A 24,056-nucleotide genomic window follows, 5' to 3' on the forward strand; every position below is an offset into this window, starting at 1 on the left:
ATTTGATTAGAAAGGATTATATTTTTAATTGCTTGATTTACAAAGACCTAAAAACAAATTTGAATAGAAAGGGAGATAACATGGGTAAACTGCGGTTCAGGCAGGTTCATCTGGATTTTCACACTTCCGAGAAGATTGTGGAGGTGGGAAACGCTTTTGACCCTCAGGAGTTTGCTCACACCTTGAAAGAAGCTGGCGTTGATTCCATCACCTGCTTTGCCAGATGTCACCACGGGATGATTTACTACGATACCAAATTTCCTGCGCGGCATCCCGGGCTCAAAAGAGACCTTTTGCGAGAGCAGATTGAAGCCTGTCATGCGGTAGGCATTCGGGTACCCATCTACATAACCGTGGGTTGGGATGAATACATGGCAAAGCAGCATCCCGAGTGGTTGGAGAGGATGCCGGATGGCAGGCCTTATGGCGCAGGGCCTTTAGAGGCAGGCTGGAAGCATTTATGCTTTAATACTCCGTACATCGATTATGTGGAGGAACAGACCATTGAGGTTTTGGAAAAGTTTGGAGATGAAGTGGATGGCTTGTTCTTTGACATAATAATCCAACACCCTTGCTGTTGCAGCTATTGCATGGAAGGGATGGAACGGGCGGGGCTAAACCCTGAAGACCCGGAGGATCGCAAAAAGTTTGCCAAGCAGGTTCTGGATGCCTTCAAGAGAAGGATGACGGCCACTGTGCGCAGGTATAATAAAGACTGTACCATTTTCTACAATGCAGGGCATATTGGTCCCTCAATTAGGGATACCCTGGATACGTATACCCATTTAGAGCTGGAATCCCTGCCTAGCGGTGGGTGGGGATACGAGCATTTCCCCATCACTGTAAGGTATGCCAGGAATTTGGGATACGAATATCTGGGGATGACCGGCAGATTCCATAAGTCGTGGGCCGATTTCGGTGGGTTTAAGAATCAGGCGGCGCTGGAATATGAATGCTTTACAGCTCTGGCTCATGGCGCCAAGTGCTCCATAGGCGATCAGCTTCATCCCAGTGGAGCTATAAATAAAGCTACATACAAGCTTATTGGCAGCGTGTATAGCCAAGTAAAAGAGAAGGAACCATGGTGCGATGATGTCACTGCGGTGACCGAGATAGGGGTATTTACGCCAGAAGCGATTGAGGATACTGCCGTCAGGCTCCATCCATCATTGAGAGGCGCTTACAGGATGCTGGAGGAGTCACATTATCAGTTTGATGTAATCGATGAACAGATGGATTTCAGCCGCTACAGGGTCATCATTCTTCCTGATGTAATCACTCTGGATGAGGCCCTAAAAGATAAACTGGAAAGCTACGTTGCAAACGGGGGCAAGCTGCTGCTCTCATACAAATCCGGGATGGCAAGAGGTCAGCAACAATTTGTGCTGTCGGGTATGGGAGTTGAGCTGGTGGGCGATGCCGAATACTCGCCTGACTATGTGGTGGCGGGTGAGGCCATAAATCAGGGCCTGTTTGATACGGAGTATGTCATGTATGACAGGGGCTTATGGGTAAAGCCTCAGGAAGGGACCAGGGTACTGGCCTCAATCTGGAATCCCTATTTCAACAGAAGCTACAAGCATTTTTGTTCCCATCGTCAGACGCCACCTGAAAAGGAAAGCGGATATCCGGCGGTTACGCAGAAAGGTTCCGTCATCTATTTTGCACACCCTGTGTTTTCAATGTATCACAAGCATGGAGCAAGGGTTTATAAGCAGCTGGTGGTAAACGCTTTGCGGCTGCTTTTGCCTGATAAGCTGGTTGAAACCAATGCACCCACCACGGCGCATATGCTCTTGAATTACCAGAAGCCCCATAACCGGTATGTTCTCCATATCCTCCATTATATCCCCCAAAGGCGGTGCGAGGAGATAGACATTATAGAAGACGTAATTCCTCTGTATAACGTAGAGGTGAAGGTAAAGCTTTCTTCAAAGCCTGAAAGGGTGTACTGTGCTCCTAAAGGCACACAGCTGGATTTTGAGTATACGGATGGATATGTAAAAGTGGTGGTGCCAAGGGTAGAAGGACACGAGATGGTGGTGTTTGAACAGGGCGTAAAATGATGATATTACTGTCATTTTTGCTTCAAAATTGTGAATTTTGTTTTGTGCACCAAAATAGATTTTTTACACTAAAATCAAAAATTTAAATACATAAAAGAGGAGGAGAGATTTATGGCCAATGTTGAGGGAATGAAATTGATTCCGCCGCACAACAGGTTTAAAGGAGGTATGCCCAAAATCGGGATACGGCCTACCATCGATGGAAGGCGGCGAGGTGTCAGGGAGTCTCTGGAAGAGCAGACCATGAATATGGCTAAAGCGGTGGCCAAGTTTCTGGAGGAAAACGTCAGGCACTACAATGGCATGCCGGTTGAGTGCGTGATTGCTGACACATGCATTGGTGGGGTGGCCGAGGCGGCACAGGCAGCCGAGAAGTTTGCTCGTGAAGGGGTGGGCGTATCCATCACCGTGACGCCCTGCTGGTGCTACGGCGCTGAGACCATGGACATGGATCCTTTTATTCCAAAAGCGATATGGGGCTTCAATGGGACCGAACGTCCGGGGGCTGTATATCTTGCTGCGGTGCTGGCGGCTCACAATCAAAAAGGTTTGCCGGCCTTTGGCATATACGGCAGGGATGTACAAGATGCTGGCGATACCACCATTCCTGACGATGTGAAGGAGAAGCTTCTCAGGTTTACCAAAGCGGCCCTGGCTGTGGCAAACATGAGGGGCAAATCCTATCTCTCCATGGGCGGGGTATCGATGGGCATTGCCGGCTCCATGGTCAATCCCGATTTCTTTGAGAGCTATTTGGGGATGCGCGTGGAATACATAGATGAGACAGAATTCATAAGGCGCATCGAAGAAGGCATTTACGATAAAGAGGAGTTTGAACGGGCTTTGCGCTGGGTAAAGGCCAACTGCAAAGAGGGCCCTGACAACAACCCGCCAGAGATGCAGGTTTCCAGGGAGAAAAAGGATAAGGACTGGGAAATGGTTATAAAGATGACAATGATTGCCCGTGACCTTATGGTGGGCAATCCAAAATTGGCCGAGATGGGGTTTGAGGAGGAAGCCTTGGGACACAATGCCATCGTGGCGGGTTTCCAAGGGCAGAGGCAGTGGACCGACCACTTCCCCAACGGCGACTTTATGGAGACCATACTCAACTCGTCGTTTGACTGGAACGGCATAAGGCAGCCCTACATCCTTGCAACCGAGAACGACTCGTTAAACGGCGTTGCCATGCTGTTTGGGCATCTGCTCACCGGTACGGCCCAGATCTTTGCAGATGTAAGGACGTATTGGAGTCCTGAGGCTGTAAAGCGTGTAACCGGCAAAGAATTAACAGGGTTGGCAGCCAATGGTGTTATACATCTCATCAATTCCGGGTCGGCGGCATTGGACGGTACGGGCCAGCAAACTAAGGACGGCAAGCCGGCCATTAAGCCCTTCTGGGAAGTGACGCCTGAGGAGGTTGCCCGATGCCTCGACGCAACCCAGTTCAGGTATGCCAACCTGGGCTACTTCCGCGGCGGCGGTTTCTCGACCGATTTTACCACCAGAGGCGGGATGCCGGTTACCATCTCGAGGATAAACATCGTGAAGGGGTTAGGCCCGGTGCTTCAGCTGGCCGAGGGCTACACGGTGGAGTTGCCTGAGGATGTGCACGATATTCTTGATAAGCGCACTGATCCCACATGGCCCACTACCTGGTTTGTTCCCATACTTACAGGCAAGGGCGCTTTTAAGGATGTATACACCGTCATGAACAGCTGGGGTGCTAACCACGCGGCTGTGTGTTATGGCCACATTGGAGCCGAGCTCATCACCCTGGCATCCATGCTGAGAATTCCGGTATGCATGCACAATGTCTCGGAGGACAGGATATTCAGGCCCAGCGCATGGAATGCGTTTGGTACAAATGACTTGGAGGGTGCAGACTACAGAGCATGTGCTGCCTTTGGACCGCTGTATGGCAGGAAATAAGTGCATTTGTTCTGATTGAAGTGTCCGTCATCGATTTACAAGCATTATTTGCCGATTATACGCTCATTGGGGCCTATTTCCCACGAAGGGTAGGCCCCTTATTTTTTATGCTGTAAAATTTCTTGCAAGGTGACCGTCCTTGAGTGTAGCTGCTAGCTTAATGGGAATTTTACGAAAGTAGGGGGGATACACTTATCAAAAAACATGGTAGAATATACTTAAGATTAAATATGGCAAAATATACTTGAGATTCCCAAAAGTGAATGATAGTTCACAAAATTTTGATTTGAGTGTATCATAGATCTGGTTGCTGAGCGTTAACGAAAGAGGTGAAGGCTGTGAAAGCACTGTTTTTATCGGTATCAGCAGGTCATGGCCATAATCAGACGGCCAGGGCTGCCATGGAGAGTTTGAAGACTAAAGGCGTCGACTGCGTGTTGCTGGATATATTTGAGTATATAAATCCCATATTGAGCGAATCGGTTGCCAAGGCCTATCTCATTTCTACGAAATTTACCCCCGCTGTTTACGGGAGACTGTACCGGCTGGGAGAAAGATTGGAGAAATCTAACGAAAAGCTCTACATAGGTAAGATAATAAGCTCGCTTTTGTCCAGGAAATTGACGGTGTTCCTCAGTGAATATCAACCTGACGTGATCATTTGCACCCACATTTTCCCTGCACAGGTGATAAGCTATCTCAGGGAAAAGGGGCTGTCATGCAAGAGCGTGGGTATTATAACCGATTTCACTGTCCATCCTTTTTGGGAAGATACCAATTTGGATTATTACGTGACTGCCAGCAGCTTGCTGAACCTGCAGATTCAAAGAAAGGGGATACCCCTCGAAAAGGTTTGGCCCATTGGGATTCCCATTTTCATAAAGTTTGCCAATAAGATGGACAAAGCGGAGGCCAGAAAGCTGCTGGGTATTGAGAATAAGACCACGGTTCTGGTCATGAGCGGAAGCATGGGCTATGGAAATGTGGATGACGTCATTCGCAGGCTGGACAACATGGATATGGATTTTCAAATAATCTCGGTGTGCGGCAATAACGCTTCATTGAAGAAAAAGATTGATTCGCTGGATATAAAGAAAAAGATCTACAACTACGGCTTTGTGGACAATGTGGACATCATGATGGACGCCTCGGATTGTATATTGACCAAGCCTGGAGGGCTTACCGTATCTGAAAGCCTTGCCAAGTGCATTCCCATGATCCTGATAAACCCCATTCCGGGACAGGAGGACAGGAATGCGGAATTCTTGCTGAACAATGGTCTGGCCATTAAGACCAGCGAGACTTTTCCGGTGGATGAAGCGGTTTACCAGCTGTTTCACAATGACAGCAGGAGAAAGTATTTGATCGAGATGATGCGTGAGGTAGGCAGGCCATATGCTGCGGATGAGCTGGCTGACCTCATTATACAGCAAATAAAAATGGGGGCTTGAAGCCCCCTTTAATTTAAACTATTTTTACTGAGAAGTTTGTGTAGGCTGTGATGGGTTTTGCTGAATAAATGGGCAGTGCCCACCGAAACCCATACCTCTTCTCCGTCCGAAACCACCGTTAAATTTGCCACGGCCAAATCCTGGCAGGTATCCTTGTTCGGTTCGGAATTTTTCCATCTGGTCTATTCTCTGTTTCATAAATTCTGCTCGCTCTTGGTCGATTACTCCAAACTCCAGATATTTGTCCACGATTTGTTTCTTGAGCTCGGTAATTTTTGAGTACAGCTGTGCCAGCTCTTTTTTCTGTGATTCAGTGAGCTGTGTTCCCGCAGCGTTGGAAGGAGTTTGCGTATTTTCGTTTTGGGCCCATGCAATAGGCACTGCAATGGCTCCTACCAGCATTATGGCTATGGCCATGATCCACCATTTCTTCAAGTCTGTTCACCTCCTCTTTAGATTTGTCTTATTAATATTGTACCCGTGTTCTATATTAAAGTTGTGAATATCGTGTGAATATTGCGTGAATAATTTGTAAATTATCTATATAATATAATGATTGACCGATTCCTTGAGTAAAATTCAAACATAGCTTACAAAAATAAAACTCAAGCACAGATTGTTGAGAGCTGTTTAAAATATAGCCCTATCAAGACAACGCCTTTTTTATAAGGTCTATCCTGGATAGTATGCGCTGGAAGAGCAAATCCACTATGGTAATGGCTGCCATGGCTTCTACCACCACCACGGCGCGGGGAACTATTACGGGGTCATGCCTGCCCGTCAATACCAGCTGTGTGTTTTGCATATCATGCGTTACTGTCTTTTGCGGCATGCGAATGGAGGGCGTGGGTTTAAATGCTGCCCTGAATACGATGGGGAATCCCTCGCTTATCCCTCCGGTTATACCCCCCGAGTTGTTGGTGGGTTTGGTAAGCCCCCTGTCTGGATAGTAGACCAGCGTGTCATTGTTCTGTGAACCGGTGAGGTAAGCTGCTTCAAATCCTCTGCCGAATTCGATGCCCTTTACCGCGCCAATGGACATTATGGCTTTAGCAAGAGCTGCGTCGAGCTTGTCGAAGACCGGCTCTCCCACTCCGCTGGGCAGGCCCTGGATTACGCATTCCACGACCCCGCCTGCCGAGTCGCCCTTTTCCTTAAGCTGCTGGATATACTCTGCAGCCTTTTTCGCTGCTTCGCCGTCAGGCATGGCCAGGGGATTACGGTATATCTCGTTCTCATCAAAATTTTCCGGGTTGACTTTTATGGGGCCTATAGAGAGGGTGTAGGCTTGTATTCGCACTCCCAGTTGGGACAAAACTTTTTTGGCGATGGCGCCGGCGGCTACCCGGGCGGCTGTTTCCCTGCCTGAGGCGCGGCCACCGCCCCTGTAATCCCATATTCCGTATTTGTGATGATAGGTATAGTCGGCGTGGCCAGGGCGATATACATGTGCGACCTGGGAGTAGTCTTTTGAATGCTGGTCCTGATTGGCGATGATGAGGGATATGGGCGTACCCGTGGTTACGCCTTGGAACACGCCTGACAGTATTGTCACTTTGTCTTCTTCGCGCCGCGGTGTGGAGTAGGGGGATTGTCCCGGCTTTCGCCTGTCCAAATCCCTCTGTATATCCTCTTCACATAATGGAATGCCGGCCGGGCATCCGTCCACAACCACGCCCAGGGCTTTGCCATGGGACTCTCCCCAGGTGGTGACGGTGAAGTTCTTTCCGATGGTTGAACCTGACATATAGACCTCCTTGGCATTGAATTTTACAGAATTGTACCATTTTGGAGCCATGCTGTACAGCATCCCTTGATTAAATTGGTGGTGAATTAAGAGAAAAGATATGTTAAAATATACTGGAGAAGGGCGATAGGGATCACCGTTAATACGGGAGTAGTAGAGCGGAATGAGAGCAGAGCGGAATAACAAAGGGTAAGGGACTATTGAGCATATATAAACCTGAGAATGAATGGGCTGGAAGGAAGGAATGCGGTGATTGTTGGAACTGGTATAGATATCATCGAGGTTGAGCGGATAAAGAATGCGTGTGGCAAAACGCGCTTTTTAGAGAGGGTATTTACCGAAAGGGAACGGGAATACTTTAAAAGCCGTCGAAATAATCTATACACCATTGCCGGAAGCTTTGCGGCCAAAGAAGCTGTCATGAAGGCCCTGGGTACGGGCTTGGGTGGTGTGGGCTGGAAGGATATAGAGGTGCTTCACGGGACTGATGGCAGGCCATATGTGCAGCTTCATGGCAGGGCGGCCCATAGGTTGTCAAGCCTGGGCGGGAAAAGGATATGGATTTCCATATCACATATAAAGGAGCTGGCAGTAGCCCAGGCGGTTATCGAAACTGAGGAGGATGAACATGGTTGTCGTAACCCCATCCGAGATGAGGAAAATTGACCAGAGGGCTATTGAACAGTTTGGCATCCCAGGGATTGTGCTTATGGAAAATGCTGCCCTTAAAGTGGTGGAAGTGATAGAAAAGGTCTATTCGCTAAAAGAACGGGATAGGGTTGTTGTGCTGGCGGGTATGGGAAATAACGGGGGTGACGGCCTGGCCGTTGCCCGCCATATATTTTTGAAGGGCGTAAATGTGAAGGTTTTTCTGCTGGCACGGGAAGAGGCTGTATCGGGAGATGCAAGGGTCAATCTGGATATCGTCAAAAAGCTGGGGGTGCCCCTGTCCTTTGTACGGGACGAGAGCGATGTAGCAAAGCTTGAGGGGAGCTTGAAGAGCGTAACGCTTGTGCTTGACGCTATATTTGGTACAGGGCTTTCCAGGCCGGTTGAGGGGATTTTTGCAGAGGTGATCCAGCTGGTCAATCGCATGTTGGTTCCAGTTGTGTCTGTCGATATACCTTCTGGCGTCAATGGCGCAGATGGGCGCGTTATGGGGACGGCCATAAAGGCTATGAATACGGTAACATTTGGGTATCCAAAAAGGGGGCATCTGCTATACCCGGGCCGAAAATATACCGGAAAATTGCATGTTGTCCCCATAGGTTTGCCGCCTGATAGCGCCCAGGCTGTTGGAGCGCAGGGCTTTACACTGAGTGAAGATGAGGCGGCTGCGATGCTTCGAGAGCGGCCTGCCGAGGGACACAAGGGGACCTTTGGCAGGGTGGCCGTGGTGGCGGGTTCTACCGGCATGACGGGAGCCGCTTGCCTTGCCGCTATGGCAGCATTGCGCAGCGGAGCGGGGCTTGTCACTCTGGGGATACCGACCAGCCTAAATGATATTTTGGAGAACAAGCTGACCGAGGTTATGACCAGGCCGCTGGAGGACCATGGAACGGGGTGCCTGCAGGAGGAGGCATTGGATGATGTACTGGACTTAGTGAGGGATGCAGATGTTTTGGCCATAGGGCCAGGGCTGGGGAAAAGCGGTGCCGTGTTTGAAGTTTTAAGGAATATTTTAGGCAGGATTGATATATCCATAGTATTAGACGCAGATGGATTAAATCATATATCCCGGGATATTAGCCTGCTCAGTAAGCATGCAGGGCCTGTGGTGATTACGCCCCATCCTGGGGAGATGGCAAGGTTGACAGGCTTGAACGTTGCTCAAATTGTGGAGTCTCCTGTGGAGGTGGCACAAAGGTTCTCACAGGAAACAGGAGTGGTGGTATTGCTAAAGGGTGCCACTACGGTGGTGTGCCATCCGGATGGCAGAGTATACTTCAACACGACTGGGAATTCCGGGATGGCTACGGCGGGAAGCGGTGATGTTTTAACCGGCATCATTGCCGGATTTATTGCACAAGGGTATGAGCCTTTTGACGCGGCGGTATTGGGCGCGTTTGTCCATGGCTATGCAGGCGATTTGGCGGCTGATGCCCACGGTCAGGCAGGAATGGTGGCTGGGGATATACTTGAGGCCGTGCCGCTGGCACTTAAGAAGATGTATAATTTGCTGGCAGAGCATTGTAAAAGTTGGTCACATCGTATATAATACTGAATATAGTTATGGTGTATGTTAGCACATCAGCGTGAGGCCGACCATAAATCTTCCTGCTTTCCTGGATGAACATAGCTGACATTGTTTGTGGAGGCAGGGGGTAATTTTGTGCAGGTGGGAAGCTCCGGTTTTTGCTAGGGAGCAGTTAAGGTGGGAATCTTGAGTACATAATTTATAGGAGGTGCCCACTGTGGCTGAATTAAAGAAGATTTTGGTGAGCTTACCTGATAGCCTTTTGAGGGAAGTTGATGAGATTGTCGCGATTGAGAAGAGAAACAGGAGCGAATTTATTCGAGAAGCCATGAAACTTTACATCAGGGAGAGGCATAAGATGGAAATAAGGGAAAAGATGAAAAAGGGCTACGAAGAGATGGCAAAAATAAATGCCGAGTTGAGCAAGGTAGGATTTGAGTCCAGCAACGAGGCGTTGGCCACTTATGAAGCCCTTTTATCGGAGAGTGAATGATTAATTATGATAGTGAGAAGAGGAGAAATCTATTACGCTGACCTCAGCCCTGTAGTGGGCTCGGAGCAGGGCGGAGTGAGGCCGGTGCTCATAGTACAAAACGATATAGGAAACAAATACAGTCCCACCGTCATCGTGGCGGCCATCACTTCGCAGATTAACAAGGCCAAGCTTCCCACCCATGTGGAGCTTAGCGCATCCGAGTATGGGTTGCCCAAGGATTCGGTCATTTTGCTTGAGCAAATAAGGACAATTGATAAAAAGAGGTTGAGGGAAAAAATATGCACGCTGTCGCCCGAGGTTATGGAAAAGGTAAACGAGGCACTGCAGATAAGCCTGGGACTTATTGATCTGTAAAGCAGGATGGGGCGGGCGTTTAATTTTTTGATTGCCAATAAAGCTGATTGTGGAGCAGAAATAGCGGCTGTGGAATCTACTCTTATATATCTTATATACGAGAGGAGAGTACTACACTCGAAACAACAAAAGGATTAAAAAGGAGTACTGCATGAAGAAGCTGTATTTGCTGATAAAAGATTATGTGCTCATAGTGGTAGGCACGTTTTTGACTGCACTTGCATTCAACTTCTTTCTTATACCGCACAAGATTGCTCCAGGGGGATTAAGCGGTATAGGCACGGTATTGTACTACCTTTTTGGGATTCCAGTGGGCGTTACCATGCTGCTTCTCAACGTGCCCATATTTATAATGGCCGTTAAAAAATTAGGTAAAGATTTTGGATTTAAGACGCTTTTGGCTACGGTATTGCTGTCGGCATTTATTGATCTTGTAAAGGTTCCCTCGCTTACGCATGATTCCATACTTGCTTCCATTTACGGCGGCGTGCTGATGGGCGTTGGTTTGGGACTTGTCTTCCAGGGCAACGCTACCACCGGGGGCACCGACCTGTTTGCCAAGATAGTGCACAAATTTTACCCTCTGGTGGGAGTGGGCTGGATACTCTTTGTCGTTGACTTTTTAGTTGTCTTGACGGCCGCCATCGTTTTTGGACCAAACCAGGCGCTTTATGCGCTGGTGTCTTTATACTTGAGCGCCCGCGTGATAGACGTGGTGCTGGAAGGCTTGGACTCAGCCAAGGCTTTTATCATCGTTTCTGACCATGCCGATGAGATAAGCCACAGGATTATGACCGAAATAGACAGAGGCGTCACCTTTTTAGAAGGTAGAGGGGCGTATACCATGCAAAGGAAAAATGTGATTTTATGCGTGGTGAATAGAGCACAGGTGGTACGGCTAAAGGCCATCGTAAACGAGGTGGATCCTTTAGCTTTCGTTTTGGTTACCGATGTGAGGGAAGTGATGGGTGAGGGCTTTTGATTGGGCCCAAAATGGATTTTGACAAGCCTGTTGGCTCCCTCGGACGTAAATACTACAATTCCAAGTTTTGCGGGGGGGGGGTTATCAAATGGCTAATGAGCGCAACGTTATGATTTGCGTGACGCGACAAAAGGCTTGCGAACGCTTAATAAAATTGGGAAAGCAGATTGTAAAAGGCTATACCGGTGCTAAACTATATGTAGTTCATGTGGAGAAAAATGGGGTAAATTTTCTGGGTAATCCCGATGAAGGGGAAGCCCTGGATTACCTGTTTCAGGTCTCCAAAGAGGCGGGGGCTGAGATGACAGTGCTTCGCTCTGACCGCGTGGTGGATACGCTGGTGGATTTTGCGAGAAAGAATAATGTTTCCATTGTGATTATGGGGGAATCGCCCGGTTCTCGAGGAGATGGCGATAGAAACATAATACAGGAGATGGAGAAGCGTTTGCCGGATTTGGAGCTGAGGGTTGTACCCCAAAGTTAGCGTTTGAACTTTTCCACAAGTTGTCTTACCCACAGCCTGTGAGGGCTTTCCACTATGGCCATAGGGTCAGACACCTCGCCTCTTGATTTTGGGAAAAGAAGGATTTTAGGCCCTTTTCGGGATTGATTTTCCCATACGTGGGTGTGGAACAAAACGTAGTCGATATATCCCTCTTTGTAAACGATGAGAGTAACCTCACCCCAGGTTTTGGGGAGTATATTTTTATAGTGTGCGTCTTCGATTATGGGTACCTGGATGGCCGGGGTTAAGCCCTGGGCGTTGGTCATAAACTTTTTTCCCAGCTCAGGGATTACTACAGCCGCCCCTTCAATAGGCCTTTCGGTAAACCCGTCCACCACCTGGGGTTGTATATACCCGTAATGAGGTTCATATGTAGGGTTTATTTGTGAAAATGCTTCAATATGATGCTTAAAATTTCCGTCATATAAGGAATAGCCGTTGCTTATCAATGAAACAATCACCACCATTATCACAACAATGGTCATCAAGGATTTGATCCGATCATACACAGCATTTCACCTCCACCATTCACATAAATATATATTCATCCTATCAGCCGTGATAGCACTCATCCCGTCAAACCTTCCCGGGTTTTGTGGCATTGGATTTTTTTGATTTTATGATCTGCATTGGAGGGGTTATTATGGATAATCATGGCAGGGGATTCAAGGGGGTTGTAGCCCTTTTATTAACAGCATTTCTGGGCGCATTCCTTTCCGGATGTTATTTGTTCCCCAAGGAAGAGGAGGTGTTGGCTCCGCCATTGATTGAACCCCCCGAAATTACCTATGACGTTATGGAGGTAAAGAGGGGGACTATAGAGAAAAAGATTACCGGCTCAGGGACCTTTGTTTCAGTTGAGCAGGGCAACATGTTTTTTAAGGCACGGGGTGGGCGCATAAAGGCCATCCATGTTAAGATAGGGGACAAGGTCAAGAAAGGCGATTTACTGGCTGAGCTCGATACCGCCGGATTGGAGTATGAAATTGAACAGCAGAAGCTGGTGCTTCGTAAAGCGCAGCTTCGATACAACCAGATCAAAGAGTCGGGGGGAGATAAATACTCCTTAGCGATAGCTGCCTGTGACATTGAACTGGCAAGACTCCAGTTAAAAAATCTGCAGCGCCAATTGGAAGAAGCCAAACTGGTGTCCACCATGGATGGCACTGTGGTCTACGTGGATAACCGGTTGGGGCAGGGCGATTACATAGATGCGTATTCCACCCTTGTAAAGATAGCCGATCCTACTAAGCTTCAGCTGCAGTATTCAGGCAGCAATCTTTCGGATTTTCAGGTGGGCATGAAGGTAGAGGTGAAGATACGCGATAAGGTGTATGAGGGCGAAGTGGTGATGACGCCAGCCACTGTCCCCGTCGATGCAGATGAGAGCCTTAAAAACGTAGTTCGTATAGAAGTGTCTAATCTACCCGAGGACGTCACCATGGGTGATACCGCTCAGTTTACGCTTACTTTGGATAGGCGTGAAAACGTCATAGTCCTTCCAAGAAACCTCGTGAGAAACTATATGGGCCGTAAGTATGTGTTGGTGCTGGAGAATGGTCTCAAGAAAGAGCGCGATGTTGAGGTGGGGCTGGAGACTCCTACTGAAGTGGAGATCATCAAGGGCCTTGAAGAGGGCGAGCAGGTAATTGTGAATTAAAGGGGGTCTAAGCCTTGATATTGATGGTACTCAGAAAGATGCTCAACAACAAGTGGATGGTCGTATGCCTGCTTATGGGTGCGGTGCTGGCAGTGGCCATGATAAGCAGTATACCCATTTATACAAATGGTGTGCTTCAACGGATGCTGACAAAGGATCTAGAACAATATCAGATATCCTCCGGGGTCTTCCCTGGGCAGTGCCTTGTACAGGCTAGCATATATTCGCATTATGACGCCAGCAACCGCATAAAGGCCTATCACATGATTGACAGAAAGGTAAAGCAGGAGCTCATTAGGGATGTGGGGCTTCCGGTCATGGCCGAGGCGGAGGACCTTGTGATCGATTATATGACCGCACTGCCTGAGGTTCAGAGGGAAGAGGAACCCAAAAAGCGGTTTGTCAAGATAGAGGCCATGTCAGGGCTGCAGGAGCACATAAAGATTGTTCACGGGCGCTTGTTCTCCAGCGAAAAGAAGGACGGCATCATTGAGGCCATTGTGACCGAAGAGGCGATGAAGAACCTGGACCTGCGGCTGGATGAGGTTTATGTGGTGAGCGATTTTATCAATCCTGAATCAGAGCCGTTTAGGATAAAGGTTGTTGGCGTGTTTACCATAAAGGAGCAGGTCGATCCTTATTGGTTTCAAGGCCTTTGGGCATTTAGAGAAAGTTTTCTGATAGACTATTCGCTGTTCTATAGGGAATTTATAGAGACGGAATTTTCTCTGCTGACAAAAGGCCAATGGTATTACGCTTTTGACTATTACAAGATAACCCTGGATAACATCGCCTCCATTGTGGATGCATACAAATCGCACAGCCGATGGTTTACCGACAAGAGGATAGACTTTAAGATGCCGGCAATTTCTATACTGGAACAGTATTATGAGCGGGAGAAACAGCTTAAGACCACGCTATGGGTTGTTCAGGTTCCCATCATGCTCATGTTGATCTTTTATGTATTCATGGTATCTCAGCTTATCGTTGAGCACGAGAAGAATGAAATTGCGGTTTTAAAGAGCAGGGGCGCAAGCGGCATACAGATCTTCTTGATATATTTGGTGGAGTCCATTATTTTGAGCGCTGTGGCTATTGCCATTGGGCCGCCTTTGGGGCTGCTGTTGTGCTCTTTATTAGGAGCGTCTAACGGATTTTTGGAATTTGTGCAGAGGACGGCTCTCCCTGTTCGTCTAAATACATCTGCCTATGTCTACTCCCTCTGGACGGTTTTAGTATTCATGGTTACCATGCTTATACCAGCTTCTCTGTCTTCGCGAACCACAATCGTGCAGTACAAGCAGAAGAAGGCGCGCACAGCGGTATTTATGCTGTGGAAGAAGTATTTTCTGGATGTCGTTCTTTTAGGCGTTGCTGGTTATGGGCTTTACAGCTACCAAATGCGCCAGCAGGCCCTAATGGTGAGCGGTGTCAGCGGTACTGACCTTGCCATAGATCCTCTTCTCTTTATCATTTCAACCCTGTTTATACTGGGTGCAGGCCTGGTTTTCTTGAGGATTTTCCCATATATGGTCAGGTTGATCTTCTGGCTGGGCAGAAAGGCTTGGTCTCCTGTACTGTATGCGGCTTTTATACAGGTGGGAAGGTCGAGCGGCCAGGACAGGTTTTTGATGCTGTTCATAATTCTTACTCTGTCTGTGGGCATTTTTAACGCTAATGCGGCGCGGACGCTCAATAACAATATTGAAGAGAAGATTCGATACAATATAGGCGCCGACATAGTGATTCAAGCCCACTGGGAGGATAATAAGCCGGATATAATGCCGACTGATCCGGCAGCCATGATGGGGATGTCGCAGCTTCCGGGGTTGGAGGAAGAGCCTGTGCAGTATATAGAGCCTCCTTTTCTTCCGTATACTGAGCTTTCGGGGGTGGAATTGGCAACTAAAGTGTTTAGAAAAGAAGGAGTAACGGTACAAACTGCCACGAGACAAAACGTGAATAGGGTCTATCTTATGGGTATAATACCCAACGAATTTGGGAAGGTGGCTTGGTTCCGCGACGATTTGCTGACTCCTCACTGGTACCATTATCTTAACCTGATGTCGCGCCATCCACAGGCGGCGCTGGTATCAACGTCATTTAAGAAAGATTTTGAGGTGCAGAAAGGTGATTCCCTGTGGATTACTTGGGGAAATCAGGGATATCTTGAGGTAGTCGTATATGAGTTTGTGGATTATTGGCCCACTTTCAACCCAAATATAACAGAGCCGATTCAAACCAGCTCTCCCTATCTTGTGGTGGCAAATCTACCCTATATACAGGCCAATATGGCGCTGGAGCCCTATGAGGTGTGGCTTAAGAAAGCGCCTGGAGCCACCAGCGAACAGATATATAAAGATATTGAAAATAAGAAGCTTCTGATAGAAAGGCTGGAGGATAGCAGCCAGCAAATCATAATAAAGAAAAATGATCCGATGCTGCAGGGCACCAACGGCACCTTGACGCTGGGATTCATAGTGACTATGGCTGTAAGCACAATCGGTTTTCTCATCTACTGGATTTTATCCATAAAGCAGAGGGTGCTTCAGTTTGGGATATTCAGGGCCATGGGGCTGTCGGTCAAAAAGATAATTGGGATGCTGGTGTGCGAGCAGGTGCTGATATCAGGGACGGCAATACTGGTTGGCATAATTATTGGCAGCATAGCGAGCGATCTGTTTGTACCGCTGCTTCAGATGGTGTACAGCGCGGCTCAGCAGGTACCGCCCTTCAAGGTAGCCGCTGCCCGGGAGGATTACATCAGGATTTATGCCGTCGTATTGATGATGCTTAGCATAGGGCTGTCGGTTTTGGGCTTCATAATATCCAGGATAAAAATACATCAGGCCATCAAGTTGGGTGAGGATTAAAGCGGTTTTTCCTTTTACGGCTATTATGATAGCGAAAAAGAAGTAGCTTTTTTGATAGTGGGGGAGGGTGTATACATAACCTATATTTGGAAGCATAAAACGATAGCGTTGTGAAAGGTTTACATTGAGCGTTAGAATTTTTTTGGAGGAATATGAAATAGTGGTATAAGGTACTGTCCCCAACGATATACAAAACTGATTAATGCAGTGGTTAACGTTCTTTGTACGCGACACAGCAAGTTTTTCTTTTCGTTTTTAGTGAAATGGCACTCGATGATTAACTCGATAATTAAAAGATTCTACGGTCCTGGTTAGGAAAGTATAGGCTTTTATAATGTAACGCTTAACTACGGTGTTGTAAGGTCAATTTGTTATATGCATAATTTTGCTGAAAGGATGATGTCACTTGTTATATAAGAAAGATTGGGAGCTAACAAAATTGGAGTATGAAAAATGGTGGAATAAGGAGACTAAAAAGCCGCTTCTGAGCATCACTGTGTCTAAAGAAAAATATAAGGGTAAGACGTATAAATGGGATGGCTGGGATCTGCTGAGGGAAAAGGATAATCCCGAAAAGGCAGTAGATAACTTTGAAAGAAGGGCACAAGACATTTTGTACTTAGGAGGGGCATATCCCAATCTGTGGCTTAACCTTGGTCCAGGAGTATTGGCGGCTTATATTACCGGTTTTTTAAAATTTACGGGTGATACCGCATGGTTTGAGCATCCCATGGAATGGGATGATATAGAAAAATTGCTTGACTCTCTAGATGAAAACAATGAGTGGTGGCTTTATACTAAAAGGCTTGCGCATTTGATAGGGGGAAAAAGCCAGGGTAAGTTTGTGCCAGGAATGACCGATATAGGAGGAATAGCCGATGTTTTGGCCTCTTTAAGAGGTACAGAAAATCTTTTAATAGACCTCATAGAGCGGCTTGAACTAGTTGTGATGGCAATGGATAAAATTTTGGAGCTATGGCATTATGTATATGATGAAATTGATGGCATATTATCACAGTATATGGAAGGGACTTCTGCCTGGATGGGGTTGTGGTGCCCCAGGAGATGGTATCCAATACAGTGCGATTTTTCAGCAATGATATCCCCCAAGATGTTTGAAAGGTTTGTGGCTCCCTATTTGAAGGAACAGGCTTGTCGGCTTGACCATACCATATACCATTTGGATGGCCCGGGAGAGATTCCCCATGTTGATATGTTGTTGGACATAGAGGAGATAGACGGTATACAATGGGTCCCCGGTGCTGGCAACCCAAATGTGATTTCCGAGGCATGGCTTAAATTGTACGAGAGAATCCAGAAGAAGGGCAAATTGTTGGTTTTAAATTGTGACTCAATTACCCTTGATAAGATACAATGGCTTTTTGAAAGGATTTCGCCTGAAGGCGTTTATGTATCAGGACATTGTGATAGTGAAGATGAGGCTTATGAAATTTTGGAGTGGAGAGAGAGGATTTGATAGCCGGAGAGTTTTATGTTCACAAAAACATTGTTCTATAAAATATCAAATTTAAAAAAATGAATACCTGGTTTTTCAGGACCCGGAAGTTAGGGAAGTTATTGCGCAGGAAAATATTAAAATTATCTCTTGGAAAGATTTGCGCGATTTGCAGCGCAAACATAAATAAAAGCAATGTTGAGAAAGGGGAGCCTTTATTATGGATATTACACAAGTTTATGAAATTTTCCGCGAGACATATTATCGAAGGTATTATGATGTGTATCCCAAGATAGTGCCTGCTGACAGTGAAAGCGTTGTCAAAATCGTTCCATTGTATGCCCACTGCAAGTTCGAGGCAGACTTAGAGTATGTCGTTAAAATAATACCTATGGATAGCTACCATGCACAGAAGGGCGGAGAACAATATTATACTAGGGTGATAAAGCCGTCCAATGGAATGCTTGAAGTGAGGCATTGTTTTGCGGGCGAGCAGGAACATGTCCTTTTGATATCCGTCCGCTTGAATGAAGAGGAGAAGGAAATCGGCGCATTTTCTGTATACTCTTTGAAGGAAGATCTATTTCGTCGGCGTCCTTATAAGGGTGATTTACATATACACAGCAATTTGTCGGATGGCAAGGAATCTCCGGAGTATGTAGCGGCGGCCTGTAGAAGAATCGGTTTGGATTTCATGGCGGTAACTGATCATCGAGCTTATCAGCCTTCTATCCGAGCCAGGGAAGCCTTCAAAGATGTGGATATCGACCTTAAAATATTCCCGGGAGAAGAAATCCATTTGCCTGATGTTGAGGTACATATAGTCAACTTTGGAGGAAGTTTTAGTATCAGCCAACTGGTGCAGGAAAATGAAGATAAATATAGGGCTGAGGTTGAGGCCATTGCAAATAGTATAGAGGATGTCCCGGCTGGAGTAAACAAATTTGAGTACGCAGCTTGTGTATGGGGGTTTGAAAAAATCAGGGAAAGCGGCGGACTGGGCATATTCTGCCATCCATACTGGGTGGTTGGCAGGCGTTACAACATATCACCGGTATTTACAGAGTACATGTTGGAAAAGCACCCCTTTGATGCTTTTGAACTTCTAGGAATAGGCGGGCTTCAAGTTGATTCCAACATGCTGCAGGTGGCTCATTACAATGAGCAGCGTGCGAAGGGCAATAAAATAGCCATTGTGGGATGTAGCGATGCTCATGGCTGTGAGCGTGATGTAGCATTTGGATGGATATACACCATAGTCTTCTCTGAGGGGCTGGAACTGGATGATATAAAGGAATCTATAAAGAATTACTACAGCGTAGCGGTAGAAAAGCTGCCTGATTGTCCGGCGAGGGTTTTTGGACCTTTAAGGCTGGTCAAGTACGCTCTTTTCCTTTTGCGAGAAATATTTCCTAAACATGATGAGCTGTGTTATGAAGAAGGGGACCTGATGCTGAGGTATATAAGAGGAGAGAAGGATGCAGCCCAAAGGCTGAAGATGGTAAAGGGCCAGACTTATGAACTGATGGACCATTACTGGGCGAAGTAAAGTTAAATTTTGTGGTTCAATTTGCTGCTCAAAACTAAAGCCGCAATGATGAAATATTGTCTGAGTGATAGCAAATATACATTGCTTCAGAGCAGCTGAGGAGTCGTCTGCTATTTGAAAGTTCATCAATGAGGAGCGTGAACCACCTACAAGCTTTTTATAAAGCTACCGCCTATACAGGTGAGAGCAGTTTATAATGGTAAGGCCACTGGTACTGGTATACATTGGCATTGATGTTCTTCCTACTCATTATCGATTATTATGCCTATCATCATGGAGTACCTGATCTATTACGATTACCAGGGCCAGTATGAACGCGTAATCCTCGTCATCTGCAATATCTACACCGTAGGTGTCTCCAAAGGACAGCCACCGCTTGGATACCTGTGCCACTTGCCTGCCGTTTTTGAGGATTGAGAAGTCCATACCCCAAAAATTGCCCTGGATGGTGTAGTTTCCGTACATACTCCAGATACTAAACCGCGGCTTAAAAAAGGTAAAATCCTTTTTTACTGTTGCTACGGCTTGGCCTGACTTGTATATGGTATATTCGGGCAGGAGCCGTAGCAATTTTTGTTCGATGTAAAACAGCTCTTGACCCTGCATGTCGTAGATCCTCAGCTTATCCCCCAGGGCAAACACCTTGCCTTTTACTACAAAGCGGTCATTCCCCTCGTCATCCTTAATGACGAAGTTGTCTCCAAACGAAAATATTTTCTGTTTGACTAAAAATCGCATTTTAAAGCTCCTTTCTTAAATTTTTTAGTATTGAGTGCATATTTGGCTTATTGAGAGGTTTCGAAAAACAAATCGTTATAGATTGTTAATGTTTTTGTGAACGTTAATATTAATTGGCGGAATAATTATTCGATAATATAAATATAAGCTTTACAGGCTATTTTAATACCGCTTTACATCATCAAAGCCACAAAATAATGTTCATTGGGTCAAACCGGCTTCAGTATGCTGACTGTTGATTATGGGGAGGGTAAAATAGATGGTGGTGCCTTGCCCTTTGACACTCTCTGCCCATATCCTGCCGCCGTGCTCCTCGATTATGTGCTTGCATATTGCCAGGCCCAACCCGATGCCTCCGTAATTCTGCGAGCGGGATTTCTCTCCACGGTAAAAGCTTTCGAATATATGGGGGAGGTCTTCGGGGGAAATGCCCTCTCCATTATCCTTGACGAAAACTTCAAGGAAAGTCCCTGAAACCCTGGCACCTATTATAATTTGCCCATCATTTGGTATGTACCGCCTGGAATTTTCAACTATGTTGTCTATAACCTGCGATATTCTTTTGCTATCTGCTTTGACATACACCTCGGGTAATGGGCGATGCACTACGAGCTGGAATGAGCTGTTTTTGGCCTCAACCTCAATGGGCGAGAGTATCTCTTCCAGCATTATCCTGCTGTTTTGCACCTTGAAATCCATATGCAGTTTTCCTAGCTCAATCTGTGAAAAGTGGAAAAGGTCGTCTATCAGGCGGTCAAGCTTGTCTGTTTTGTCTTTTATTATGCTGAGATACCGGTTGAATTTTTCTGGATCCCGCGCTAACCCGTCCTGTAGCGCTTCCACATATCCTTTAATGGAAGCAATGGGGGTGCGCAGGTCATGGGATATGCTGGCGATGATGGCCTTACGGGAATTCTCATACATGTTTTGTTTTTCCAGGGATTCCTTTAGCTTGCGCCTCATCAGCTCAAAGGCTTGACATAGGCGTCCCAGCTCATCGTTTTTGTTGTATACTATAGTGAAATCGAGATTACCCTGGGATATGTTTTGTATGGCTGAATTCAGTTCGCTTAAAGGCACCAGGATGCTTCGCGAGATAAGCCAGGACAGCAGGATTATCAGTATCACGAGGGATGTCAGGCCCAGCATATAGCTTCCGCCTATATACAGAATCACTTTATGAAGCACTTTTGGAGGGAGCATATCCAGGTCATACTGGATTATTATGCTGCCCACTACTTTATCGTCGATCTTGACAGGGAAAGAGTACTGGTTCATGCCGTTTATGTCTTCTTCTAGATTTAAAGCAAAGCCGTCGGAGATCTTTACTTTGAGAATTCTGTTGTCGAGAGAGCCCTCCCTGTCTTCCGAGTCAAAGAGCAGCCGCCCGGAGCTGTCGATGACCTGCAACCTGCAGCCCGTTTCCCTGAGAACCGGGCTTACAATTGCATAAAATTGGTCATAATTCTGGATATTGAAATAGTTTTGTGTAACCAGATCTATAATTTTTTGGAACCTTAACTCTATCTTGGAAAACCTGATTATTTCGGGATCGGTCTTTATGTTTACGGTGGCCAGGTTTATAAATATTAGAGTGATGATGACAGGTATGGTTATAATGCTTAGAAAGGATAATATCAACTTTGTGCGGAAAGTGAACCTCATGTGTCCCCTCCTGTAAATTTGTAACCCACACCCCATACAGTTTGTATGTACACGGGGTTTGAGGGATCTTTCTCGATTTTTTCCCTTATCTTGCTTATGTGGACAGTAACGGTATTTATATCCCCGTATTCGTTATAACCCCATACGTGCTTGAATATCTCTTCTCGGGTAAACACCTGGTTGGGATGTAAGGCCAAAAACCTTAAGATTTCAAACTCCTTTGTGGACAAAGATACAGGTCGGCCTTCTACATATACGGTATGGCCGTTGAGGTCGATGAGTAGGTCATGGAATGACAGGACTTCAGCCTTCCTTGGGGCATATGTAAATTGCCTGTAGCGCCTCAACTGAGCTTTGACCCGTGCAACCAGCTCCTTTGGGCTAAAAGGTTTGGTTACATAGTCATCGGCTCCCAGACCCAGGCCCAGTATCTTGTCGGCATCGCTTTTTTTGGCGCTTAACATGATTATGGGAATGGCGGATTTGGCTCGTATGGCCTTGCACACTTCCATGCCGTCCAGCTTTGGCAGCATTATGTCCAAAATGGCTACATCAGGCTGGTGTTTATCGTATTTTTCAAGAGCCTCCTGACCGTCAAAGGCCAGTATGACGTTGAAGCCGTCCAGTTCAAGATAATCCCTCACCAGCTCTGCAATTTCCTTTTCATCATCCACAACCAGTACGGTTTCCCTGTGCATGCCCTTTCCCCCATCCCCCTGAAGGATTTATTATATTTTATCACATTTTGAGCACATTTTGGTTGGCGAACGTAAACAAAAGCACATATATTTTGTATATTGATTTTCTGAATACATTGTGTCATAATAATGAAGGAGCTGAGCGTTGACAGGGTGTGGTTTTATTGTTCCGGCGTTTTATGGAGCAAGCGCTGTTGGAGGCTCAAAAGGCGTACGATATGAATGAAGTCCCCATAGGTGCTGTTGTAGTGAAGGATGGGGAAATCATAGCCAGGGGACATAACCTCAGGGAAACCGGTAGAGACCCCACCCTCCATGCGGAGATGGTTGCCATAAGGGAGGCAGCTCGGTATCTGGGCGGGTGGAGGTTGACAGGATGTGAATTATATGTTACTATAGAACCCTGTCCGATGTGCGCAGGGGCTATTATACAGGCCAGGATCCAAAGGGTTGTGTTTGGTGCAATGGATCCCAAGGCAGGTTGTGCCGGCAGCCTGTATAACCTTCTCCAGGACCCGCGGTTTAATCACCAGGTAGAAGTAGTGGGCGGTGTAATGGAGGAGGAATGCAGGCGGATAATGCAGGACTTTTTCAGAAAAAAGAGAGAAAAATGACGTGGAGAGATGGCCGAGTGGTTGAAGGCGCACGACTCGAAATCGTGTGTGCGTGATGAGCGCACCGTGGGTTCGAATCCCACTCTCTCCGCCAGAAAAAAGCACCTCGCTTTAAGCCAGGAGGTGCTCTTTTATAAATTTTTGTGAGTTGGCGGCTTATTATGTAGCTTATTTATAAAGTTGTTGGCTGATTTATATTTAAAATGGATATGGGAAGTGTCTAAGCCAGAATTGATAGAAGTAGGTTATTTTATGCGCTTTAAGTTGAGTCGCCTTTTCAATCTTTCCAGAGCGCTGATGTTTTCATCCAGGAGGGGTTTTACGAATTTCTCGTTCCTTTCCTTTTTGAACGCCTCCAGCTCTTCGGGGGTCATATCCTTTATGACCTCTTCCAACGTTCGCACCTTTATCCCTTGTTTTTCCAATTCTTCATGTTCGATTTTCCTTATTTCATCCGATTCCTTTTTCATAGCATCCAGCAGGGCTTCCATGGCTTCCTCGAAAGTATCATGCTCAGATAGTATCATCGCTCCGGTCAAAATATGTAACGCTATTTTTTAGCTTTTGATGGCAAAGCAGCGTGACTTAAAAAGCACATGCATGCATAGGTATAAAGTTGTAGTAGACAGACGTGGTGGTGCGATAGTAAACAGCATGACAAATATAAAAGCCTTCTTGCCGCTCACCCGACAAGAAGGCTATCATTCGCTCATCCGACCACCTCCTTATCGATGTTGGCTTTACCACCTTACAGCCTCCTGGCTGCAGGTTGGTGCAGGGTCATCGAGCCAACTCTCTACCCTGACTCTTGATAAGGCGGTTAATTTTTACAGGTTAACCTTGGACTATATTAACACATGTAAACGTATTATGCAACCAAAAATTTCAAAAATTATATTGAGATTATTGAGATCAAGTCCAAATTTTTGTGTAAAATTCCCTCTGGCTAGAATCAGGTTAAATTATCACCACTGATCTTTAAATTTTACTGCTTCCGGCTTCTTTTAGGTCAAGGATTCGCTATCGCCGGGCTGCGCCCGTCCTTGACCTAAAAGAGCCTCCAGCAGTCTTAT

The 24,056-nt window shown here is 46.5% G+C and carries 22 protein-coding genes, 1 tRNA gene and 1 riboswitch; of the genes, 15 read left to right on the forward strand and 8 right to left on the reverse strand.

Annotated features, from left to right (window positions below; translation table 11 throughout):
- The first annotated feature begins 80 nt into the window (after positions 1–80).
- The 3 genes from BM241_RS06350 to BM241_RS06360 all read left to right on the forward strand — a co-directional run bounded on the left by BM241_RS06350 (position 81) and on the right by BM241_RS06360 (position 5,449).
- On the forward strand, positions 81–2,066 hold the full coding sequence (locus BM241_RS06350) for a beta-galactosidase trimerization domain-containing protein (protein WP_092282314.1): 1,986 nt from the start codon (positions 81–83) through the stop codon (positions 2,064–2,066).
- 111 nt (positions 2,067–2,177) lie between these two features.
- Complete coding sequence (locus BM241_RS06355; protein ID WP_035146705.1) at positions 2,178–3,998, forward strand: L-fucose isomerase; 1,821 nt, start codon at positions 2,178–2,180, stop codon at positions 3,996–3,998.
- 338 nt (positions 3,999–4,336) lie between these two features.
- Entirely contained in the window at positions 4,337–5,449 is a 1,113-nt protein-coding gene (locus BM241_RS06360; protein ID WP_092282315.1) for an MGDG synthase family glycosyltransferase, read from the forward strand.
- 24 nt (positions 5,450–5,473) lie between these two features.
- On the opposite strand, the gene BM241_RS06365 is transcribed toward BM241_RS06360, so the two are convergent.
- Complete coding sequence (locus BM241_RS06365) at positions 5,474–5,884, reverse strand: YckD family protein (protein WP_025748017.1); 411 nt, start codon at positions 5,882–5,884, stop codon at positions 5,474–5,476.
- A gap of 211 nt (positions 5,885–6,095) precedes the next feature.
- Positions 6,096–7,196 carry a chorismate synthase gene (gene aroC, locus BM241_RS06370; RefSeq protein WP_025748016.1) on the reverse strand — a complete coding sequence of 367 codons (1,101 nt, stop codon included), beginning with the start codon at positions 7,194–7,196 and terminating at the stop codon, positions 6,096–6,098.
- A 249-nt stretch (positions 7,197–7,445) separates the two neighbouring features.
- On the opposite strand from aroC, the gene acpS reads away from it, so the two are divergent.
- The 6 genes from acpS to BM241_RS06400 all read left to right on the forward strand — a co-directional run bounded on the left by acpS (position 7,446) and on the right by BM241_RS06400 (position 11,709).
- Positions 7,446–7,862, forward strand: a complete 417-nt coding sequence (gene acpS / locus BM241_RS06375; protein WP_092282326.1) for a holo-ACP synthase — start codon at positions 7,446–7,448, stop codon at positions 7,860–7,862.
- The gene (locus BM241_RS06380; protein ID WP_177206111.1) at positions 7,825–9,414 is read left to right on the forward strand and encodes an NAD(P)H-hydrate dehydratase; all 1,590 of its coding nucleotides are present in this window, start codon (positions 7,825–7,827) and stop codon (positions 9,412–9,414) included. The genes acpS and BM241_RS06380 overlap by 38 nt, the downstream gene beginning before the upstream one ends.
- Positions 9,415–9,610: 196 nt before the next feature.
- On the forward strand, positions 9,611–9,886 hold the full coding sequence (locus BM241_RS06385; protein ID WP_025748013.1) for a CopG family ribbon-helix-helix protein: 276 nt from the start codon (positions 9,611–9,613) through the stop codon (positions 9,884–9,886).
- A gap of 6 nt (positions 9,887–9,892) precedes the next feature.
- On the forward strand, positions 9,893–10,243 hold the full coding sequence (locus tag BM241_RS06390; protein ID WP_025748012.1) for a type II toxin-antitoxin system PemK/MazF family toxin: 351 nt from the start codon (positions 9,893–9,895) through the stop codon (positions 10,241–10,243).
- A gap of 151 nt (positions 10,244–10,394) precedes the next feature.
- A complete protein-coding gene (locus BM241_RS06395; RefSeq protein ID WP_025748011.1) occupies positions 10,395–11,225 on the forward strand; it encodes a YitT family protein in 831 nt (276 codons plus the stop codon).
- Between the two features lie 88 nt (positions 11,226–11,313).
- The gene (locus BM241_RS06400; RefSeq protein ID WP_092282317.1) at positions 11,314–11,709 is read left to right on the forward strand and encodes an adenine nucleotide alpha hydrolase family protein; all 396 of its coding nucleotides are present in this window, start codon (positions 11,314–11,316) and stop codon (positions 11,707–11,709) included.
- Here the strand turns inward: BM241_RS06400 and BM241_RS06405 are convergent.
- Positions 11,706–12,239 carry a peptidase associated/transthyretin-like domain-containing protein gene (locus BM241_RS06405; RefSeq protein WP_025748009.1) on the reverse strand — a complete coding sequence of 178 codons (534 nt, stop codon included), beginning with the start codon at positions 12,237–12,239 and terminating at the stop codon, positions 11,706–11,708. The two genes, BM241_RS06400 and BM241_RS06405, sit on opposite strands and share 4 nt — an antisense overlap.
- Positions 12,240–12,373: 134 nt before the next feature.
- On the opposite strand from BM241_RS06405, the gene BM241_RS06410 reads away from it, so the two are divergent.
- From BM241_RS06410 to BM241_RS06425, 4 genes are all read left to right on the forward strand, one after another.
- Entirely contained in the window at positions 12,374–13,390 is a 1,017-nt protein-coding gene (locus tag BM241_RS06410) for an efflux RND transporter periplasmic adaptor subunit (RefSeq protein ID WP_177206112.1), read from the forward strand.
- Positions 13,391–13,413: 23 nt separating this feature from the next.
- Positions 13,414–16,263: an ABC transporter permease gene (locus BM241_RS06415; RefSeq protein WP_242948288.1), complete on the forward strand. Its 2,850-nt coding sequence runs from the start codon at positions 13,414–13,416 to the stop codon at positions 16,261–16,263.
- A 439-nt stretch (positions 16,264–16,702) separates the two neighbouring features.
- Positions 16,703–17,740 carry a hypothetical protein gene (locus BM241_RS06420; protein ID WP_143094062.1) on the forward strand — a complete coding sequence of 346 codons (1,038 nt, stop codon included), beginning with the start codon at positions 16,703–16,705 and terminating at the stop codon, positions 17,738–17,740.
- A gap of 199 nt (positions 17,741–17,939) precedes the next feature.
- Entirely contained in the window at positions 17,940–19,268 is a 1,329-nt protein-coding gene (locus tag BM241_RS06425) for a PHP domain-containing protein (RefSeq protein ID WP_092282321.1), read from the forward strand.
- 249 nt (positions 19,269–19,517) lie between these two features.
- Here the strand turns inward: BM241_RS06425 and BM241_RS06430 are convergent, their stop codons facing one another.
- From BM241_RS06430 to BM241_RS06440, 3 genes are all read right to left on the reverse strand, one after another.
- Complete coding sequence (locus tag BM241_RS06430) at positions 19,518–20,006, reverse strand: LURP-one-related/scramblase family protein (RefSeq protein ID WP_025748004.1); 489 nt, start codon at positions 20,004–20,006, stop codon at positions 19,518–19,520.
- A gap of 201 nt (positions 20,007–20,207) precedes the next feature.
- Positions 20,208–21,671 carry a sensor histidine kinase gene (locus tag BM241_RS06435; protein WP_177206113.1) on the reverse strand — a complete coding sequence of 488 codons (1,464 nt, stop codon included), beginning with the start codon at positions 21,669–21,671 and terminating at the stop codon, positions 20,208–20,210.
- Positions 21,668–22,369 (reverse strand): response regulator transcription factor, encoded by a 702-nt coding sequence (locus tag BM241_RS06440; protein WP_092282323.1) that lies wholly within the window; start codon positions 22,367–22,369, stop codon positions 21,668–21,670. Before BM241_RS06440 ends, BM241_RS06435 begins: the two co-directional genes overlap by 4 nt.
- A 179-nt stretch (positions 22,370–22,548) precedes the next feature.
- Between BM241_RS06440 and tadA the strand changes: the two genes are divergently transcribed.
- Positions 22,549–22,983, forward strand: coding sequence for a tRNA adenosine(34) deaminase TadA (gene tadA, locus BM241_RS06445; RefSeq protein ID WP_035147052.1), 435 nt, complete (start codon positions 22,549–22,551; stop codon positions 22,981–22,983).
- A gap of 3 nt (positions 22,984–22,986) precedes the next feature.
- Positions 22,987–23,077 (forward strand) — tRNA-Ser (locus BM241_RS06450).
- A 151-nt stretch (positions 23,078–23,228) separates the two neighbouring features.
- Here the strand turns inward: BM241_RS06450 and BM241_RS06455 are convergent.
- Together BM241_RS06455 and BM241_RS12450 are read right to left on the reverse strand one after the other, a co-directional pair.
- Positions 23,229–23,510: a type 2 periplasmic-binding domain-containing protein gene (locus BM241_RS06455; RefSeq protein ID WP_092282324.1), complete on the reverse strand. Its 282-nt coding sequence runs from the start codon at positions 23,508–23,510 to the stop codon at positions 23,229–23,231.
- 58 nt (positions 23,511–23,568) lie between these two features.
- Positions 23,569–23,730 (reverse strand): hypothetical protein, encoded by a 162-nt coding sequence (locus BM241_RS12450; RefSeq protein WP_156925099.1) that lies wholly within the window; start codon positions 23,728–23,730, stop codon positions 23,569–23,571.
- Positions 23,706–23,801: riboswitch (SAM riboswitch) on the reverse strand. It overlaps the preceding gene by 25 nt.
- Between the last annotated feature and the right edge of the window lie 255 nt (positions 23,802–24,056).

It is taken from the genome of Caldicoprobacter faecalis (assembly GCF_900115765.1).
GTDB lineage: Bacteria > Bacillota > Clostridia > Caldicoprobacterales > Caldicoprobacteraceae > Caldicoprobacter > Caldicoprobacter oshimai.

Excerpts from the sequence above, each read along its gene's own strand:
- BM241_RS06455 (WP_092282324.1), bottom strand. The coding sequence starts at position 23,510 with ATGATACTATCTGAGCATGATACTTTCGAGGAAGCCATGGAAGCCCTG.
- BM241_RS06415 (WP_242948288.1), top strand. The coding sequence starts at position 13,414 with ATGGTACTCAGAAAGATGCTCAACAACAAGTGGATGGTCGTATGCCTG.
- BM241_RS06435 (WP_177206113.1), bottom strand. The coding sequence starts at position 21,671 with ATGAGGTTCACTTTCCGCACAAAGTTGATATTATCCTTTCTAAGCATT.
- BM241_RS06430 (WP_025748004.1), bottom strand. The coding sequence starts at position 20,006 with ATGCGATTTTTAGTCAAACAGAAAATATTTTCGTTTGGAGACAACTTC.
- BM241_RS06350 (WP_092282314.1), top strand. The coding sequence starts at position 81 with ATGGGTAAACTGCGGTTCAGGCAGGTTCATCTGGATTTTCACACTTCC.
- BM241_RS06400 (WP_092282317.1), top strand. The coding sequence starts at position 11,314 with ATGGCTAATGAGCGCAACGTTATGATTTGCGTGACGCGACAAAAGGCT.
- BM241_RS06425 (WP_092282321.1), top strand. The coding sequence starts at position 17,940 with ATGGATATTACACAAGTTTATGAAATTTTCCGCGAGACATATTATCGA.
- BM241_RS06440 (WP_092282323.1), bottom strand. The coding sequence starts at position 22,369 with ATGCACAGGGAAACCGTACTGGTTGTGGATGATGAAAAGGAAATTGCA.
- BM241_RS06390 (WP_025748012.1), top strand. The coding sequence starts at position 9,893 with ATGATAGTGAGAAGAGGAGAAATCTATTACGCTGACCTCAGCCCTGTA.
- BM241_RS06380 (WP_177206111.1), top strand. The coding sequence starts at position 7,825 with ATGGTTGTCGTAACCCCATCCGAGATGAGGAAAATTGACCAGAGGGCT.
- tadA (WP_035147052.1), top strand. The coding sequence starts at position 22,549 with ATGGAGCAAGCGCTGTTGGAGGCTCAAAAGGCGTACGATATGAATGAA.
- BM241_RS06410 (WP_177206112.1), top strand. The coding sequence starts at position 12,374 with ATGGATAATCATGGCAGGGGATTCAAGGGGGTTGTAGCCCTTTTATTA.
- BM241_RS06355 (WP_035146705.1), top strand. The coding sequence starts at position 2,178 with ATGGCCAATGTTGAGGGAATGAAATTGATTCCGCCGCACAACAGGTTT.
- aroC (WP_025748016.1), bottom strand. The coding sequence starts at position 7,196 with ATGTCAGGTTCAACCATCGGAAAGAACTTCACCGTCACCACCTGGGGA.
- BM241_RS06395 (WP_025748011.1), top strand. The coding sequence starts at position 10,395 with ATGAAGAAGCTGTATTTGCTGATAAAAGATTATGTGCTCATAGTGGTA.